Origin of the sequence: Brevibacterium sp. H602 (assembly GCF_051172395.1) — a bacterium.
Taxonomy (GTDB): Bacteria; Actinomycetota; Actinomycetes; order Actinomycetales; family Brevibacteriaceae; genus Brevibacterium.
Genome location: NZ_JBPIZD010000006.1, coordinates 84,048 through 100,163, shown reverse-complemented (window position 1 = coordinate 100,163; position 16,116 = coordinate 84,048). Strand labels below are relative to the sequence as shown.

At 64.2% G+C, this 16,116-nt stretch carries 16 protein-coding genes; 10 read left to right on the top strand and 6 right to left on the bottom strand.

Annotation, left to right across the window (positions count from 1 at the left end; translation table 11 throughout):
* Window positions 1-271: 271 nt before the first annotated feature.
* Window positions 272-1,159 carry an ABC transporter ATP-binding protein gene (locus tag ACSBQT_RS06280; RefSeq protein WP_410709199.1) on the top strand — a complete coding sequence of 296 codons (888 nt, stop codon included), beginning with the start codon at window positions 272-274 and terminating at the stop codon, window positions 1,157-1,159.
* Window positions 1,156-2,298 (top strand): ABC transporter permease, encoded by a 1,143-nt coding sequence (locus ACSBQT_RS06275; RefSeq protein ID WP_435001136.1) that lies wholly within the window; start codon window positions 1,156-1,158, stop codon window positions 2,296-2,298. Before ACSBQT_RS06280 ends, ACSBQT_RS06275 begins: the two co-directional genes overlap by 4 nt.
* 28 nt (window positions 2,299-2,326) lie before the next feature.
* Here ACSBQT_RS06275 and ACSBQT_RS06270 read toward each other — a convergent pair whose 3' ends face one another.
* The 4 genes from ACSBQT_RS06270 to ACSBQT_RS06255 all read right to left on the bottom strand — a co-directional run bounded on the left by ACSBQT_RS06270 (window position 2,327) and on the right by ACSBQT_RS06255 (window position 6,144).
* Complete coding sequence (locus tag ACSBQT_RS06270) at window positions 2,327-2,932, bottom strand: response regulator transcription factor (protein WP_410709203.1); 606 nt, start codon at window positions 2,930-2,932, stop codon at window positions 2,327-2,329.
* Window positions 2,910-4,220, bottom strand: a complete 1,311-nt coding sequence (locus ACSBQT_RS06265) for a sensor histidine kinase (protein ID WP_410709205.1) — start codon at window positions 4,218-4,220, stop codon at window positions 2,910-2,912. The genes ACSBQT_RS06270 and ACSBQT_RS06265 overlap by 23 nt, the downstream gene beginning before the upstream one ends.
* 108 nt (window positions 4,221-4,328) lie before the next feature.
* Window positions 4,329-5,174, bottom strand: coding sequence for an ABC transporter permease (locus tag ACSBQT_RS06260; RefSeq protein ID WP_410709206.1), 846 nt, complete (start codon window positions 5,172-5,174; stop codon window positions 4,329-4,331).
* 1 nt (window position 5,175) lies between these two features.
* Window positions 5,176-6,144, bottom strand: a complete 969-nt coding sequence (locus tag ACSBQT_RS06255; protein ID WP_435001135.1) for an ABC transporter ATP-binding protein — start codon at window positions 6,142-6,144, stop codon at window positions 5,176-5,178.
* 172 nt (window positions 6,145-6,316) lie between these two features.
* On the opposite strand from ACSBQT_RS06255, the gene ACSBQT_RS06250 reads away from it, so the two are divergent.
* The 8 genes from ACSBQT_RS06250 to ACSBQT_RS06215 all read left to right on the top strand — a co-directional run bounded on the left by ACSBQT_RS06250 (window position 6,317) and on the right by ACSBQT_RS06215 (window position 14,557).
* On the top strand, window positions 6,317-6,973 hold the full coding sequence (locus ACSBQT_RS06250; protein ID WP_410709209.1) for a signal peptidase I: 657 nt from the start codon (window positions 6,317-6,319) through the stop codon (window positions 6,971-6,973).
* Between the two features lie 179 nt (window positions 6,974-7,152).
* Entirely contained in the window at window positions 7,153-7,743 is a 591-nt protein-coding gene (locus ACSBQT_RS06245; protein WP_410709210.1) for an alternate-type signal peptide domain-containing protein, read from the top strand.
* An 88-nt stretch (window positions 7,744-7,831) separates the two neighbouring features.
* Window positions 7,832-8,476 carry a SipW-dependent-type signal peptide-containing protein gene (locus ACSBQT_RS06240; RefSeq protein WP_410709211.1) on the top strand — a complete coding sequence of 215 codons (645 nt, stop codon included), beginning with the start codon at window positions 7,832-7,834 and terminating at the stop codon, window positions 8,474-8,476.
* A gap of 38 nt (window positions 8,477-8,514) precedes the next feature.
* Window positions 8,515-9,366, top strand: coding sequence for a hypothetical protein (locus ACSBQT_RS06235; protein ID WP_410709212.1), 852 nt, complete (start codon window positions 8,515-8,517; stop codon window positions 9,364-9,366).
* Window positions 9,363-10,256, top strand: a complete 894-nt coding sequence (locus ACSBQT_RS06230; protein ID WP_410709213.1) for an LPXTG cell wall anchor domain-containing protein — start codon at window positions 9,363-9,365, stop codon at window positions 10,254-10,256. The genes ACSBQT_RS06235 and ACSBQT_RS06230 overlap by 4 nt, the downstream gene beginning before the upstream one ends.
* Window positions 10,257-10,429: 173 nt before the next feature.
* Window positions 10,430-12,223, top strand: a complete 1,794-nt coding sequence (phoA, locus tag ACSBQT_RS06225) for an alkaline phosphatase (protein ID WP_410709214.1) — start codon at window positions 10,430-10,432, stop codon at window positions 12,221-12,223.
* Window positions 12,224-12,327: 104 nt separating this feature from the next.
* A complete protein-coding gene (locus ACSBQT_RS06220; protein ID WP_410709215.1) occupies window positions 12,328-12,903 on the top strand; it encodes a GNAT family N-acetyltransferase in 576 nt (191 codons plus the stop codon).
* Between the two features lie 181 nt (window positions 12,904-13,084).
* Window positions 13,085-14,557 carry an amino acid permease gene (locus ACSBQT_RS06215; protein WP_410709216.1) on the top strand — a complete coding sequence of 491 codons (1,473 nt, stop codon included), beginning with the start codon at window positions 13,085-13,087 and terminating at the stop codon, window positions 14,555-14,557.
* Between the two features lie 86 nt (window positions 14,558-14,643).
* Here the strand turns inward: ACSBQT_RS06215 and ACSBQT_RS06210 are convergent, their stop codons facing one another.
* On the bottom strand, window positions 14,644-14,835 hold the full coding sequence (locus ACSBQT_RS06210; RefSeq protein ID WP_410709218.1) for a hypothetical protein: 192 nt from the start codon (window positions 14,833-14,835) through the stop codon (window positions 14,644-14,646).
* Entirely contained in the window at window positions 14,832-16,058 is a 1,227-nt protein-coding gene (locus ACSBQT_RS06205) for an MFS transporter (RefSeq protein ID WP_435001132.1), read from the bottom strand. Before ACSBQT_RS06205 ends, ACSBQT_RS06210 begins: the two co-directional genes overlap by 4 nt.
* Between the last annotated feature and the right edge of the window lie 58 nt (window positions 16,059-16,116).

The following is a 16,116-nucleotide window of genomic DNA, read 5'->3' as shown; positions in this document are numbered from 1 at the left end:
GAAGTGCGATCGATTTCGGGGATGGGAGAGAGGAGCTGGTCGAACTCCTCCAAGCTATGGAATCGCAGGCTCAACTTCATTGCTCAGACCCTGCCCTTCAGCAGTATTCGAGTAGTCCGCGACCATCTGAGTAGTTTCGGTTTCGACTACTCAGTAGTTTGCTTTTCAACTACAAAGACGCCGGCCCACCGCCGGCCTCCCCCGCAGGTAGAAGCTCGAATTCACCCTCAAGGCTGATCCGCTCACGCCGGTCTCCACATAGCGTTGAGACATGATCACCTTGGAGAACATCAACCGCAGCTTCGGCGACAAGCAGGTGCTGCACGACCTCAGCTTCGACATCGGCGACGGCCGGATGACCGGCTTCGTCGGCTCGAACGGGTCCGGCAAGACCACGACCATGCGGATCCTCCTCGGGGTGCTGGCCGCAGACTCCGGGCGCGTCCTCGTCGACGGCGACCCCATCACCGCCGACCACCGCGGCGCGATCGGCTATATGCCCGAGGAACGCGGCCTCTACCCGAAGATGCCGATCATCGATCAGCTCGTCTACCTCGCCCGCTTCCACGGCCTCACACGTCAGGCAGCGAAGAAGCGCGGCCTCGACCTCCTCGAACAGCTCGAACTCAAGGGGGAACCCACCGACACCCTCGAATCGGTCAGCCTCGGCAACCAGCAGAAGGTCCAGATCGCCGCGGCTCTCATCCACGGCCCGCAGGCGCTCGTCCTCGACGAACCGTTCTCCGGACTCGACCCCGCAGCCGTCGAACGCACCCTGGGCGTCCTCACCGACTTTGCCTCCTCCGGCGCCCCGGTCCTCTTTTCCAGTCATCAGCTCGACCTCGTCGAACGCCTCGTCGACGACCTCGTCATCATCAATGACGGCTGCCTCGTCGCCGCCGGCACCACCACGGAGCTGCGCCGCCAACGCAGCCTGCCCGAGTGGACGCTGCAGACCGATGCGGACCTCGGCTGGGTACGCGGCCTGCCCGACATCTCCGTCGTCGAACTCGACGGCAATTGGGCCCGGTTCACCGCCCCGAATGCCGATGCCGCCGAGGCGGTCCTGCGCCAAGCGCTGACCGTGTCCTCGGTGAGGTCGTTCGGCCCACACGACGTTGCCCTCAACCGTCTCTTCCAGGAGGTCACACAGTCATGAGCACCACCGACACGACCACCACGACCGACAGCACCCGCCAGGCCCGAGTCGGCACGAACCGAGCCGGATTCACCACCGCGATCGGGCTCGTCATCGAACGCGAGATCATGGTGCGACTCAAGTCGAAGGCTTTCATGGTTTCGACGATCCTGAGCATCGTCCTCTTCGGCGTCCTCGTCGGGGTCTCCGGAGCGCTGCCCTCACTGTTCTCCTCCACGGACAAGGTGGCGGTCACCTCGGCGGGGGCGAAAGCCGTCGAGGGAATCGACGATATCGAGACCGTCCAAGTCGCCGATGTCGACGAGGCAAAAGCCCTGATCACCTCCGAGGAGGTCGAATCCGCCGTCGTCGAATCCGAGGATTCGCCGACCGGGGTCGCGGTGCTGTCCCTGCGCTCGGCACCGGAATCTCTCATTGGGGCACTCAGCCTCACCCCCGAGGTCGAACTCCTCGACCCTGACGCCCCGGACCCAGCACTCACCTACTTCATCGGGCTCGGCCTCGGCCTGGTGTTCTTCATGGCGGCGATGACGTTCGGGAACACGATCGCTTCGTCCGTGGTGGAGGAGAAGCAGTCGCGGATCGTGGAGATCCTGCTCGCGTCCACCTCGGCGCGGGTGCTCATGTTCGGCAAGGTCATCGCGTGTACGATCCTTGCTTTCGCACAGATCGGACTCACCGCAATTGCAGTCCTGGCGGGCGCCGCCATCAGCGGAAACGACCTGGTTCTGGGCAAGGTCGCCGAACCGATCGCTTGGTTCGTTCCGCTCTTCATCGTCGGATTCGTCATGGTCGCCGCCCTCTACGCGGCCGCGGCATCGATGGTCTCGCGCACCGGGGACCTGCCGTCGACGAGCACGCCGATCATGATGCTCATCTTCCTGCCGTATATGGGCGTCATCATCTTCTCGTCGAACGAGACGGTCATGGCTGTGCTGTCCTACATTCCGTTCTCCGCGGCGGTGGCTGTGCCGATGCGAGTCTTCCTCGGAACCATCGCCTGGTGGGAGCCGCTGGTCTCCCTGCTCATTCTCGCTGTCACCACTCTGTTGGCACTGCTGCTGGCGACGCGGATCTTCGAGAGCTCGATCCTCAAGTCGGGACCGAAGCTGACGTGGGGTCAGGCACTCAAGAAGTGACCGTTCGAGTGCTGCAGCCTGCTGAGGCCTACAGCCACCCGTTCTCCGCGGCGATCCGTGCGGCATCGGCGCGGTTGCGGGCGTTCGTCTTCCCGATCGCCGAGGACAGTCGATTCCGCACGGTTCCGGCCGACAGATAGAGCTGAGCGGCCACTTCGTCGACGCTCGCCCCGTCGGCGGCCGCGCGCAGAACATCGGTCTCCCGCGCGGTCAGCGGTGACGCCCCGTGCATCGTCGATTCGACGACGAGTTCGGGGTCGATGACCGACATCCCGGCCATGACCCGGCGGATCCCCTCGGCGAGGTGATCGACCGGAGCGTCCTTGACCATGAACCCGCTGACCCCGGCGTCCAGGGCACGTTTGACCCAACCGGGCCGCCCGTAGGTCGTGACGATGATGACTTTGACCTCGGGAAACTCGTCTCTCAATGTGGCTGCGACGGTGAGTCCGTCGGGTTCGGGCATATCCACGTCGAGCAGTGCCACATCGGGCCGCGCCGCGGTGATCGCCGGCACGACCTCGGAACCGCGGGCGCACTGGGCGACGACCTCGAAGTCGGTTTCCATGCCGAGCAGGGCGGCGAGCGCCTCACGGACCATGGTCTGGTCGTCAGCGATGAGCAGCGTCGTCACCGATCTCACCTCTCTCAACGTTGAGATCGGCATCGCCCGCGTCGAGTTCGCCGCCACCTGCGTCCTCGCGAGGACGCGCGAGGTCCGCATCCGGACCTACGACGATGAGTTCGAAACCAGCGTCGGTCTGCTGCGTTCGCAGACTCCCACCGAGTGCGCGTGCCCGACTCCGCAGACCCTGCAGTCCCGAACCAGCACCCACCTCGCCGAGGTTGAGTTCCGTGACCGGGTGCGCGGGGTCATCGCGGCGACCGTTGTCATTGCTCATCGTCAGCCGTTCCCTCTCAAGCGTGATCGTGACTCGGCGGGCACGGGCATGCCGAAGGATGTTCGTACTCCCCTCCCGCAGACTCCACGCGAAGAGCTCCCGCAGCCGCGGATCCACGGTGTCCACCGAGGTCGGGGCTTCGACGAGGATGTCGGCGGCCCGCAGCGCCCGGGTCGCCTCGACGAGCTCTTCGGCCAGAGAGATCGTCCGCGTGCCCTGCACCGTGGTGCGGACGTCGGCGAGCGCTCCACGGGCGAGTTCTTCGATCTCGGCGATATGCCGAGCCGCCTCCGGGGATCCGGCCGCCTCGAGCTTCGCCGCCAGCTGGGCTTTGAGCGCGATGACCGTGAGCGAATGCCCCAAAACGTCGTGGACGACTTGGGACACGCGCAGCCGTTCGGCCTCCCGCTCGAGCCTCCGATTCTCCTCCTCGGCCGCCCTAGCGGCACGGGTCCGGTCGCCGGCCATGAGCGCCATGACCATGGCGAACCCGGAGATCGAGATCCCGAAGGTGGAGGACCAATCGTGAGTCCACCCAGGTACGAGACGTTGGGCCACCTCGGCGACGATGAGCGTCGACGCCGCGATGATGAGCCCGGGCACGACCTTCTGCACGGAGACGACGGAGAGGACGGAGATGTAGGCGAGGAACGCCAGCGCGTTTTCACCGACGATCGGGACGGCCGCGACGGTGATGACGATGAGGCCCACGATGGAGGCGTTGACGACGATGAGAGCCTGCCGGGTGCGGCGGGCATGGGGGTTGCGCTTCGTGCGGGCGAAGGTGCCCAGGCCGATGCCGCCGGCGATCATGCCGGTGTAGAACACGGCCGCGAAGAGGACCGTGAGGCTCACGCCCCAGATCCGCTGCGACCCGTCCTGCTGGATCGACCCGGCGAGCGGGTAGACGAGGAAGACGAGCCAGAAGAGCGGGAAGAACCAGCTCATGAAGTTCAGCGGACGCAGGCCGAGAGACGAGGACTCCGCCCTCGCCTCGTCGGTCGTATCATCGACGGTCACTGTGCTCCTTCGCTGGTCACTGTGTATTTCTCGGTCAGTGTGCGGTCGGTGCCCCGACCGCGGTCGGCGCCTCAACCGCGGCCGTGGCCGGGGGCAGGAACCCGAGCCTCACACCCGTTTGGTGTCGCGACGCAGGGCCCAGGCCGAACCTGCCACGAAGATCCCCAGCCACACGATCACGCTGACGATCGCCCAATGATCGTAACCCCCGCCCAGTGGTGCGCGGGCGATTTCGCCGACTCCGTACGCCGGGGTGAAGCGGGCGATGGTCTGCAGGGTGTCGGGCCAGATCTCGAGCGGAACGAAGAGTCCGCCGATGAGCGAGAGGATGCCGAGGACCATGCTCGCGACCTGGATCGCGTTCTCGGCCGGCAGCAGATAGCCGAGCATGACGCCGAAGGCCGCGAAGACCCCGGAGGTGAGGACGACGAGGAGGCCGGAGGCGATGAGGGTGCCCAGCGGAGCGTGGACGCCGGTGACGGCGGCGAGGACGAAGACGACGATGACGGACACCGCGCCGAGCGCCATGGACACGATCACCTTGATGAGGATGTAGGCCGCCGGGTGCAAGGGGGTCAGCGCCAACTGACGGCTCCAGCCCAGTGCCCGTTCGATGGCGACCTGGGCACCGCCGGTGGTCGTGGCAATCATCGCCCCGTACGTGGCCAGGGACACCGAGATGTAGAGCGCGGCGTCCGTGCTCCCGAGCATCTCGCCTTTGTTCGTCAGCCCGAAGATGAGGTAGAAGACCGCGGGCATGATCATCGTGAAGATCATGGTGCGCCGATTGCGCAGCTTTCGCAGCAGTTCGAGGCGCAGGAGGGTGGCAGAGAATCCGCCGAGGCGGGGCACCCGTCGGTTCTCCAATGACGTGAGGAACGTCGCCGAGGCGGCCGTGCGGGATTCGGTGTCAGTGCCGGTTCCGGTGTGCTGGGTTTCGGTGTGGACGGACATGTCAGGCTCCTTTCGAGGTGAGGCTGATGAAGGCGTCTTCAAGGGAATGGGAGGTGATCTCGAGGTCGGTGCACGCGTTGTCGAAGAGCATCTTCGCGGCTGCATCCGAGTCTGTGGTGCGCATCTTCAGACGTCTGGCAGCGACGTCGATGGATTCGACACCGGCCAGTCCGCCGAGGAGGTCGAGGAGTTCGCTGACGCCCACCTCGGCGGTGGTGTCGTCGGTCATCGGCAAGGTTGCGCTCACGGTCTTCGCGGCGGTCATGCCGCGGATCTCGTGGGCGGGTCCGTCGGCGACGATCCGTCCGTCCGCGACGAGGACGACGCGGTCGGCGAATTCATCGGCCTCTTCGAGGTAGTGGGTGGCGAAGAGGATCGTCTTGCCCGTCAGAGCGTCGGCGCGCATCTGGTGCCAGAAATCGCGGCGTCCGGTGACGTCCATTCCTGTTGTCGGTTCATCGAGGACGATGAGCGCGGGGTCCGGCAGCAGAGCCATGGCGAAGCGCAGCCGCTGCTTCTGCCCGCCCGAGCATTTCTTCACCACGGAGTCGGCGATGTCGGTGATTCCGGCGCGCTCGAGGACGAGGTCCGTGCTGAGGGAGGAGGCGAAGATCGCCGAGGTGTAGTCGACGGTTTCGCGGACGGTGAGGTCATCGAGCAGACCGCCGGTCTGCATCACGGAGCTGACGAGCCCGAGGGCGACCGCTCGCCGAGGCGGCATTCCGAAGATCTCGACCGATCCCTCATCGGGTCGGCTGAGGCCGAGGAGCATGTCGATCGTCGTTGTCTTGCCGGCCCCGTTGGGTCCGAGGAAGGCGACGACTTCACCGGCGCGAATGTCGAGGTCGAGGCCGTCGACGGCTGTCAGATCGCCGAAGCTCTTGGTCAGGTGGTTCAGGCTGACCGCTGCGGGGGTCGCGGCGGTCGTCCGGGTCGGAGGGGATGTGTGAGTCGTTGTCTGTGAAGTCATAGCCACAGACTAGAAATCAGCGGACGTGTGAGCAGATGCCATTTGTCACCGAGGCGGGGGTGCCATTTGTCATCAGTTGGCCACCGACAAGACGCTGCAAATGACTCGGCAGAGAATTGCCCAATCAATAATCCTGACAACAACGGCTGTCACAAAATGGCAGACTGGAAGCATGTCCGAGAATTCTTCTGAAGACACCCGGTCGCCGGAGGTCGATCCGCCGCCGGTCAGCCGTCGGCAGCGCCGTGAAGAAGAATCCACGAATTCCCGCTCCCCTTGGATGCGCCGATTGGGCATCGCCCTTCAGGTGATCGCCTGGACACTGGCCGGCATCTTCGCGCTCATCATCGTGCTCACGGTTGTGGTGCCGAGAGTCATCGGAGCAGAGCCGTTCACGGTGATCTCCGGATCGATGGAGCCGACCATTCCGACCGGCTCGATCGTCGTGTCCAAACATGTCGAAGCCGGCGAGGTCACATTCGGCGATGTCGTGACCTATCAGCTGAAGTCCGGAGAGCCTCTGACGGTGACGCACCGCGTCGTGGCGGTGGATGTCGTCGAGGGCAAGACTCGCTATCGGACCCAGGGAGATGCGAACAACGCCGAGGATCCCCTCCCTGTTCGCCCCGAGCAGATCCGCGGAGTTGTCGCTTACCACATTCCCCTTGTCGGGTACCTCGGACAGCTGGTGCCGATGGGCAACAGACAGACGATCGCAACGATCGTCGGCATCGGCCTCATCGGCTACGCGGTCATCATGCTGGTCCGCAGCTTCGCCGAGCACCGGCGGAAGAAGCGACATTCAGCTGAATCCTCTATCAAAAAATGAACCCTGCGGTCAAGATCACTTCCCTTTTGCGCAATTTACATTGCCTGTTGTAAATTTCGCAGTTACCATAATTCACGGATGCGGATTATCTGCATCGTGACGCGGGTGAAGTTCGGTAAGTGACTATTTGATGACTTCACGCGTCGACAACCACCCCTCCCGTACACACAGGATCACACGTGAAGAAATCAACGAAGGCACTCATCGCAGGCGGCATCGGCGTCGCTCTCCTCGTCGGCGGAGCCAGCACCGTCTCATTCTGGACTGACGAAGCAGACGGCGGCGACGGAGTCATCTCCTCCGGAACTCTCGACCTCGGCACACCCGCCGGTAGCGGTTGGGAAATCAGCCACGCGGGCGACGGCAACGGAGACGCAACCGCACCGGTCGAATTCGACCCAGCCGAAGACCAGATCGTCCCCGGCGACATTCTCACTTACACACAGTCGATTCCCGTCACCCTCGAAGGCGAGAACATCAAGGCTGAGTTCAACGGCAATCTTGATGTGACGCCTTCTGGCGCCGCTGATGCTGACGCGGCACTTGCCGAAGCCATCACGGCCCAGGATCTCGCGGCCAGCGGCCTGACTGATGCGACCGGAGGCCTCACCCTCGACGGCGAGACGCTCACCGGTGAAGGTGACGGCACCGTTCAGGTGACGACCACGGTGACCTTCCCTTGGGGCGCTGAGGGCGACTACAACGATGCCAAGCTCGGCAACCTCAATTTTGCTGTGGATTACACCCTCACCCAGGTCCCCGGCAACTGATCCATATCGGCTCCAGGGTGGGTTCGGCTGCTTCGGACCCACCCTTCAGCTCGTCCTCAATCCCCGTCTCTACCTGAGGAGTACGCACATGTCTCTTCGTCGCGCAGTGTTATCTGCCGCAGCCGCCGCTGCGGCAGGCGCGCTGCTCATCGGCGGCGGAGCGACGTACGCGGCATGGTCGGATTCGACGGAGTCGGAATCCACGACGATCACTGCCGGTGATCTCAAGGCCGAGATCTCGCAGGTGGGCCCCTCAGACGTGACGTACGGTTCGAATCCGAGTATCTACCCCAGCAAAGACAGCCAGGGAATCATCCCCGGAGTCCAGTCTCAACAGTGGACGTACACGGTCACGAATACCAAAGAGTCCGCGGTTCCAGCGACTGGGACTCTTGAGATCACCGGTTCACCCTCTAACGCAGACGACTACACAGCCATGCGCCCGTACCTCCGCGCGTCAACCACCATCGACGGCACGAAGAAAGACATTCCGACTTCCGCTTTCACTTCCGGTGGGTTCTCCCATTCAGTGGATTTGGGCAAGACTCTCAAACCCAGTGACTCCGTGAAGATCACACTTGATCTATCAATGCCGGCAACGGTCACCGACGGAACCGGCAAGAAGATCGACGTTGCCGTCGAGCTCATCAACCGTCGCAGCGCGAATCTTGACGTGCAATCGATCTTCACCATGAAGAACTCGGTTCGACTCAAACAGGCGGATGCACGGTGACGGAGCGACTCTCTAAGGTCTCGACGCGTCGAGCATGGATGGTCACCGCTATCATCGCTGCGCTGTTCATGCTCATACCGCTCGGAGCGACGACCGCCTACCTGACAGCCAAGGACTCTGCCGACGAAACCACGGGCGGCGTGGGCCGCTGGTGTTCTGTCCCGAACCCGGCCGACCACCCGAACGTATATCGACTGAAGGACTTTCCCACCTATTCATCAAGCAGTTCGTCGATGATCATCGTCCCCGTTGTCCGCAATGGCGAATTCGGGGCTGGTGGTGGCGACGGACGCCTCGGAGTCAGGGCGTGGGCATGCGACTCCAGCAGCCTGACAACTGGCTCCACAATCAAGGTCACGTCTTGGCGGAACACTTCCTCGTCCCCGACACTTGACTGGCTCGCTCCTGTCGGCGGAAATGGCCTGGCCTCTCGTCGACTCAACCCAGACAGCGGTCTCGGAAAAGAAGTCACGAAACTCCATCGACACGGATCAACTGCTCTCGGCGATGCCGAAGTCATTCTGAATGACCGTCAGCGTTACTCGTGGATAATGTCCTCGAATCGCAACAAGAACAGCCGCGACGCTTCACCGCCGTGTTCGCTCAGCCTTTGCACCGTCAGCATCGAAAAGCCACCGACATTCGCCGACGGCTTCACAGGAGATGCAACAGGCACTCGTGAGCCGAAAAACAGCGTCGAATACCTCGCATCGGGATACTGGGTTAATGGTGGTGATTTCGACAAATCGGCACCTCACCCTGTCAATCTCACACAGTACGGAAACGACATCGCCAGCACCGACGGGCGTCAGGTCCAATGGGTCGTCATGGAGTGGTGGGGCTCGACTACTCCTACTAAAGACATGGTCCTCGAGGTATTCGTGCAATGACTCGCGCCAACGCACATCTCGCCATCATCTCGACGGTTGCCTTCGTCCTTGGCCTGATCTTCACTATGACGACTCCCGCCTCGGCGGGCGCCGATGGTCAGATCGTCGTCACCCGGCCCGACGGGAGCGCGCCCGGCAAGCTGTTCACCGATCTCACCTTCGTGCCCGGCGAAGAGAAGACGGAGAAGCTCGTCGTCTCGCAGACCACCGAAGCGGACGTCACGACCGGCATCCGCTTGGAATCCACCTCACCGCACGGCCCTCTCCATGATTCCGCCGAGGTCACGATCAGCGGTTTCGGCGACACTGTATCCGCACCTCTCGGCGAAGCACTAGATACCGAATCCCCGTACTGGCTCGGCACGCTCTCCCCGAGCGACAAGAAGTCGATTACGATCTCCGTCCGTCTCCCCGAAACTGCGGGGAACGACACCAAGCGAGAACAAGCGCGGTTCCGCGTCGTCGTCACCGCTCAGGGCGATGGTGTCGGTCCCACTCCCCCGCCGACCGATCCGCCCAAGGATTCGACGGCCGATTCCGACGACAGTGCATCGAGCGATGCAGATGCCTCTTCCTCAGATCACGATGACGATTCGTCTGCAGACGGCGGCAGCGAAGCCACTGCCGCTTCAGATTCCACGTCGAATGGCGACGAGAGCACCGCAGCCGACGGCGGCTCAGGTTCAGATTCCGATGCCGACGACGCGAAGTACGGCAAGTCGGACTCAACCACGGACACAAACGCAGACTCAGACTCGGACGCCGATAGGTCGCTGCCGCGGACAGGACTCGGGTCACTGTCGATGCTGTTCTTGGGCGCTGGCCTGTTGCTTCTCGGCACCATTGTGACCGCCATTGTTCGGAGGCGCAGAGGCCGAACTGCGAGTTAACTCAGGCTTCACGTTCCCTCCACTCGCCTTGTGTGAATGCTGAGTAGGTTGGAGGCCGTCTGCTCGCACACGACGCTCACGCACTCGTCCGAGCCCTGCCTCCGGCACCGCTCGAATCATTACGACGCCTCCTCTTCGGTGAGCGCCTGTGCACCTCAACGAAAGGACTGCACATGGCCAGGACAACCCTGCGTCTCGCCGCGGCAACCGGCGCTCTCAGCCTCGCACTCTTCGGATTCGCAAGCCCCGCCTCGGCGGCAGGAATCGACGAGCCCGGCGGCGCCCGCCAACTCGACGGCGACAACACCGACGCCATCCGCGACGCGGTCGAGGACTCCGGCGCGAAGAACGTCATCCTCCTCATCGGCGACGGCATGGGGGACTCCGAGATCACCGCCGCACGCAACTACGCAAAAGGTGCCCACGGACGCTTTGACGGCCTCGACGAACTGCCGCTGACCGGACAGTACACGACCTACGCAGTGGACAAGGACTCCGGCAAGCCGGACTACGTCACCGACTCCGCGGCGAGCGCCACCGGCTGGTCCTCGGGAACGAAGACCTACAACGGCGCACTCGGCATCGACCGGACAGGCAAACCGCACAAGACTCTCATCGAGATGGCCCGCGCCAAGGGCATGAAGACCGGCGACGTCTCGACCGCGGAGATCCAGGACGCGACTCCGGCCGCGCAACTCGCCCACATCAGCCAGCGCGGCTGCTACGGACCCGAGGAGACTGCCAAGGACTGCGCAGACGAGACCCTGGAGAACGGCGGACTCGGCTCGATCAGCGAGCAGATCCTCAATGCTCGCGCCGATGTCACCCTCGGCGGCGGTTCGGCATCCTTCGAACAGAAGGCCACCGCCGGCGACTGGAAGGACAAGACGCTGCGTGAGCAGGCGGAGGAACGCGGTTACCAGCTCGTCGATGATTCCAAGTCACTCGACAACGTCACCGAGGCGAACCAGGATGCACCAGTGCTCGGTCTCTTCACAGAGGGCAATTTCCCCGTTCGCTGGGAGGGACCGAAGGCCACGCACGGAGGCGGCACCGAACCGGCCGTGAAGTGCAAGAACAATCCGGAGCGCACCTCGGACGTGCCGAAGCTCGATCAACTGACGAACAAGGCCGTCGATCTGCTCGACAATGACAAGGGCTTTTTCCTCCAGGTCGAGGGGGCGAGCATCGACAAGCAGGATCACGCGGCCAACCCGTGCGGTCAGATCGGTGAGACCGTCGACCTCGACGAGGCGGTCAAAGCTGCCCTCGACTTTGCGAAGGAAGACGGCGAAACCCTCGTCATCACCACCGCTGATCACGCTCACACGAGCCAGATCGTCGCCACCGGTTCGGACACCCCGGGTCTCACCCGCACCCTGACCACGGCCGACGGCACCGACATGACGATGAACTACGCGACTGCTGACGAAGAGGCGTCGCAGGGCCACACTGGCACGCAGCTGCGCATCGCGGCCTACGGACCCGGTGCGGCCAATGTCGTGGGACTGATCGATCAGACCGACGCGCACTATACGATCGCCGATGGTCTGGGACTCGACCCCGACGCCGAGGTGCCCGGTGACCCGGGTGACGACGCGAACGGCAATGACGACTCGGCCGGTTCCGACGATGCGAACGGTTCCGACGATGCCGCGGGCTCGTCCGATGCCGGTGGCAACGACGGCACGACAGGCACCGAGGACTCGAACGCATCCGACGCTGCCGACGGCTCCTCCGATTCCGCTGGCGGCGGCGCCGGTGCCAACGGCGGCTCCGAAGGCGGCGAAGGCAATGCCTCGACCGGCGGAGGAGACCAAGGTCCCGGTCTAGCCGGCGGTGGAGGCGGAACCCTGCCGCGCACCGGAGTCGAGATCGGTGCCGCGATCTTCTTCGGCGTGGCCGCGATCATCGGCGGATCGGCCCTGATCCGCATGGCCAAGCGCCGCGGAATCCTCCCCGCCTGACACCAGCCCGACCACAGCCCGACTGCGAACGGTGCCGGACGCTTCCCAGCGAAGCGTCCGGCATCGTTCGTCGTCTCCACAGGTCGACCTGGCAGAGTAGGCCCATGGAACCCATCGAACTTCCGCTGACCACCGACCGACTGCGGTTGCGCACCTATGTCGAATCCGACGTCGACGAGCAGCTGCGGATATTCTCCCGCGAGGACGTCTCCCGGTTCCTCCTCGAAGATCCCTGGACCGCCGAGGTGGCCCGGACCAAGGTCTCAGAACGCATGCAGCGCACGGGGCTCGAGACCGAATCCCGTGCCCTGGCCCTGGTCATCGAGACGGCCGACGGTCTCGATTCTCTTGAAGGTTCGCACGTCATCGGCGACATCGCTATCTGGCTCGACAACGACAGTGAGCAGAAGGCCGAGATCGGCTGGATCCTCGATCCGGCCGCCAGCGGCCACGGCTTCGCCACCGAGGCGGCCATCGCGGTCCTCAACGTCGCCTTCGACCACTACGGCCTCCACCGGGTCTTCGCGCAGATGGATTCCCGGAACACCGCCTCGGCGAATCTGGCGCGCAGGATCGGCATGCGGGAGGAAGCGCACCTGCGCAAGGACTGGTGGTCGAAGGGCGAATGGACCGACACCCTCATCTTCGGGATGCTGTCCAGCGATCGGCAGACAGCCTGACTGCTCCGTTCCAGACGCCGGTCCGACCCGAATTTCTGAGATCTCGGACTCTTTGTGCCAGCTTCCGTATTCGCCCGCCCCGTCGATGTGAGAATCTGAGGTGGCCGTGGAGCCGGGTCCGTCGATCGCATCGGGGCCAAGGCGCCCGCGGGCAGTCGAGAGAAGAGGACAGCAGAAACCGATGGCTCCAGCCGACAAGGACCGCAACGAGGCGCTCCCCATCGACGAAAACGCCGACGAACATGAAGAGAACGCCGGCCTGAAAAGGGGCCTGACCGCCCGACACATCCGCTTCATAGCCCTCGGGTCCGCCATCGGCACCGGCCTCTTCATGGGCTCCTCGGAGTCGATCCAAGCCGCAGGACCGGCGGTGCTGCTCGCCTACATCATCGGCGGCGCCGCCGTCTTCATGGTCATGCGCGCCCTCGGCGAACTCGTCGTCCGCCACCCCGTCTCCGGGTCCTTCGGCCAATATGCCTCCCGCTACATCCACCCCTTCGCCGGCTTCCTCGTCGGCTGGACCTTCGCCTTCGAGATGGTCCTCGTCGCCGTCTTCGACGCCACCGCGATCGGCGTGTACATGGGATTCTGGTTCCCGGGAGTCCCCCGCTGGATCTGGGTGCTCGCCGTCGTCTTCTTCATCGCCGCGATCAACATGATCGGCGTCAAGGTCTTCGGTGAGCTCGAATTCTGGTTCGCTCTCATCAAGATCGTTGCGATCATCGCCCTCATCGCAGCCGGGGTGGCCATCATCATCTTCGGCTTCGGCATCGCCGACCACGATCAGATGGGCCCGCCGGCTCTTTTCGACCACGGCGGCTTCTTCCCCAACGGGTTCTGGGGTCTGCTCTCATCGTTCACCATCGTGATGTTCGCCTTCGGCGGCATCGAGATCATCGGCGTCACCGCGGGAGAGGCCCAGAATCCGAAGCAGGTGCTGCCGGCCGCCATCAACTCGGTGCCGGTGCGCATTCTCCTCTTCTACGTCCTCACTCTCGGCGTGATCATGTGCATCCTGCCGTGGAACCAGATCACCTCCGAGATCAGCCCCTTCGTCGCGATCTTCGACTCCGTCGGCTTCAATGCGGCGGCCGCCATCCTCCAGGTCGTCCTCATCACGGCGGCCCTGTCGGCCATCAACGCCGACATCTTCGGCGCCGGCAGAATGCTCCACGGCCTCGCCGAACAAGGGCAGGCTCCGCGGTCCTTCGCGCGCACCTCGCCGGGCGGCGTGCCCGTGATGACCGTGGTGACGATGATCGTCGCGCTGCTGGCAGGCGTCGTCCTCAACTACCTCTACCCCGATCAGGCCCTGTTCCTCCTCGGAGCGCTGGCCACCTTCGCCACGGTGCTCGTCTGGCTGATCATCCTCGCTTCCCATATCCGGATGAAGAAGGTGATCGCCGAGGAGGCTCGCCTTCCCAGCGAATTCCCCATGCCGCTGTGGCCGGTGGGATCGTGGATCACCGTCGCGTTCATCGTCTTCGTCGTCGTCATGGTCGGCATCGTTCCCGACTCACGGCCGGCTCTGTGGGTCGGTCTGCTGTGGGTCGTCGCGCTGTGGCTGTGCTATTTCGCCTTCGTCCGCGGTCAGGGCCGCCGGCCCTACGCGCTCACCGACCGCACTGAGCCCATCGCGTCCGGAAGGAACTGACAACCAGTTCCGACGTGTCCGGAGTTCACCAGGCCGCGACCGCATGAGGACACCGGCGAAGCACGACGGCGTCCGGTGACACCGGCCTACGGCGTCCGGCGACGCAGGGTGAGCGAACCGACGATGACGGCGCCGACGATCCAGCAGGCGATGAAGAGCACCCTCAGCCAGATATAGGCGTCATCCTCGCTGACGGTCGACACGGCGTCCAGCGCGTCGATCGCGTGAGAGAGCGGCAGCCAGTCGCCGATCACCTCGAACACGTCGGTTGGTTTCACCCGTCGACGCCGCGACGCTGACTGCTCCACCTCCCGAGCCCGAGAAGACTGAGACCGACGACCAAGACTGTCACAACGGCGAAAGTGATCGTCGAGGTGACGAGCCCTGTCACGAGTGTGAGTGCGCCGACGCCGATGATAGGCGCGGACATGGCCAGGTAGGCGAGGATGAAGTATGAGGTAGTCACGGCCGTCCTGTTCGACACTTCGGTGACGGCTGTGACGGCGCGCATGCCCGTAGTGAAGAGGAAGCCCTGCCCGGCTCCACCGAGGATCGCCGAGGCGACGAGCAACAGCGGCGAGTCTGCCAGGAGCGCAATCGACAGAGATGCCATGCAGGCGATCTGAATGATTCCTCCGCACAGGACAAGAGTCCGATCCGCCAGCCCCTGGAACACCAGCTGGCACGCAGCCGAGGCCCCGAAGAGCGCGAAGACGACCGCGCCGATGACGGCCGCGGAGCCGATGCCAAGGGTCTGCTGCATGAAGCTCGGAGCCACGGCCGAATAAAGTCCGGCGATCGCGAAGCTCGCGACGGCACCTGGCACCGCACGGAGGAAGACCAGCCGTGACTCGGGCGGGATGGCGGGCAGCTGCAGTCGCAGGGAATGGGAACGCGAGAGCGAAGTCTCTCTGACGCCCAGCAGCGCCGCTCCTGCGAGTAGAAGGAGGACGGCGTGGATGAGGAAGGGCGTGAACAGAGGGCGCGGCAAAGCCTCGGCGACCGTTCCCGACATGAGATTGCCCAATCCGAGGCCACCGATGTTCGCCGCTGTGGCCAGTGACGTCGCGAGCCTGCGCCTGCCGGGCGGAGCGTTCTCGAGCACTGCAACAGTCCCGGTGGCTGTGAAGATGCCGGCTGCGATCCCGGACAACACCCTTCCGATGTAGAGCAGACCGAGATGTTCACCGCCCATAAACAGCCCCGCCGAGGCGAGGGAGACGAGGACGCCTGCGGCCAGCAGCGGTTTCCGGCCCCAGGCCTCCGAGAGCCTGCCGAAGAAGACGAGCGCGGCGATGACGGCTCCGGCGTAAATCGAGAAGAGCAGCGTGGTCTGTGTGCTGCCGAATCCAAACTCGAACTGATAGCGCGGGTAGAGCGGCGTCGGCAGAGTGGTGCCGATCATGACAACCGCGAACACATAGGTAGCTGCGGCCAGCGTCCAGCCGGTGCCCGACCGCTCGCCGACCGTAGCACGGTCAGCACCTGTGCTGCGCTTCATCTCTGTCTCCCCAATCGGACCGTCCGCTTCTTCTCATCCGCCTGGCTTCCCGGCTTGT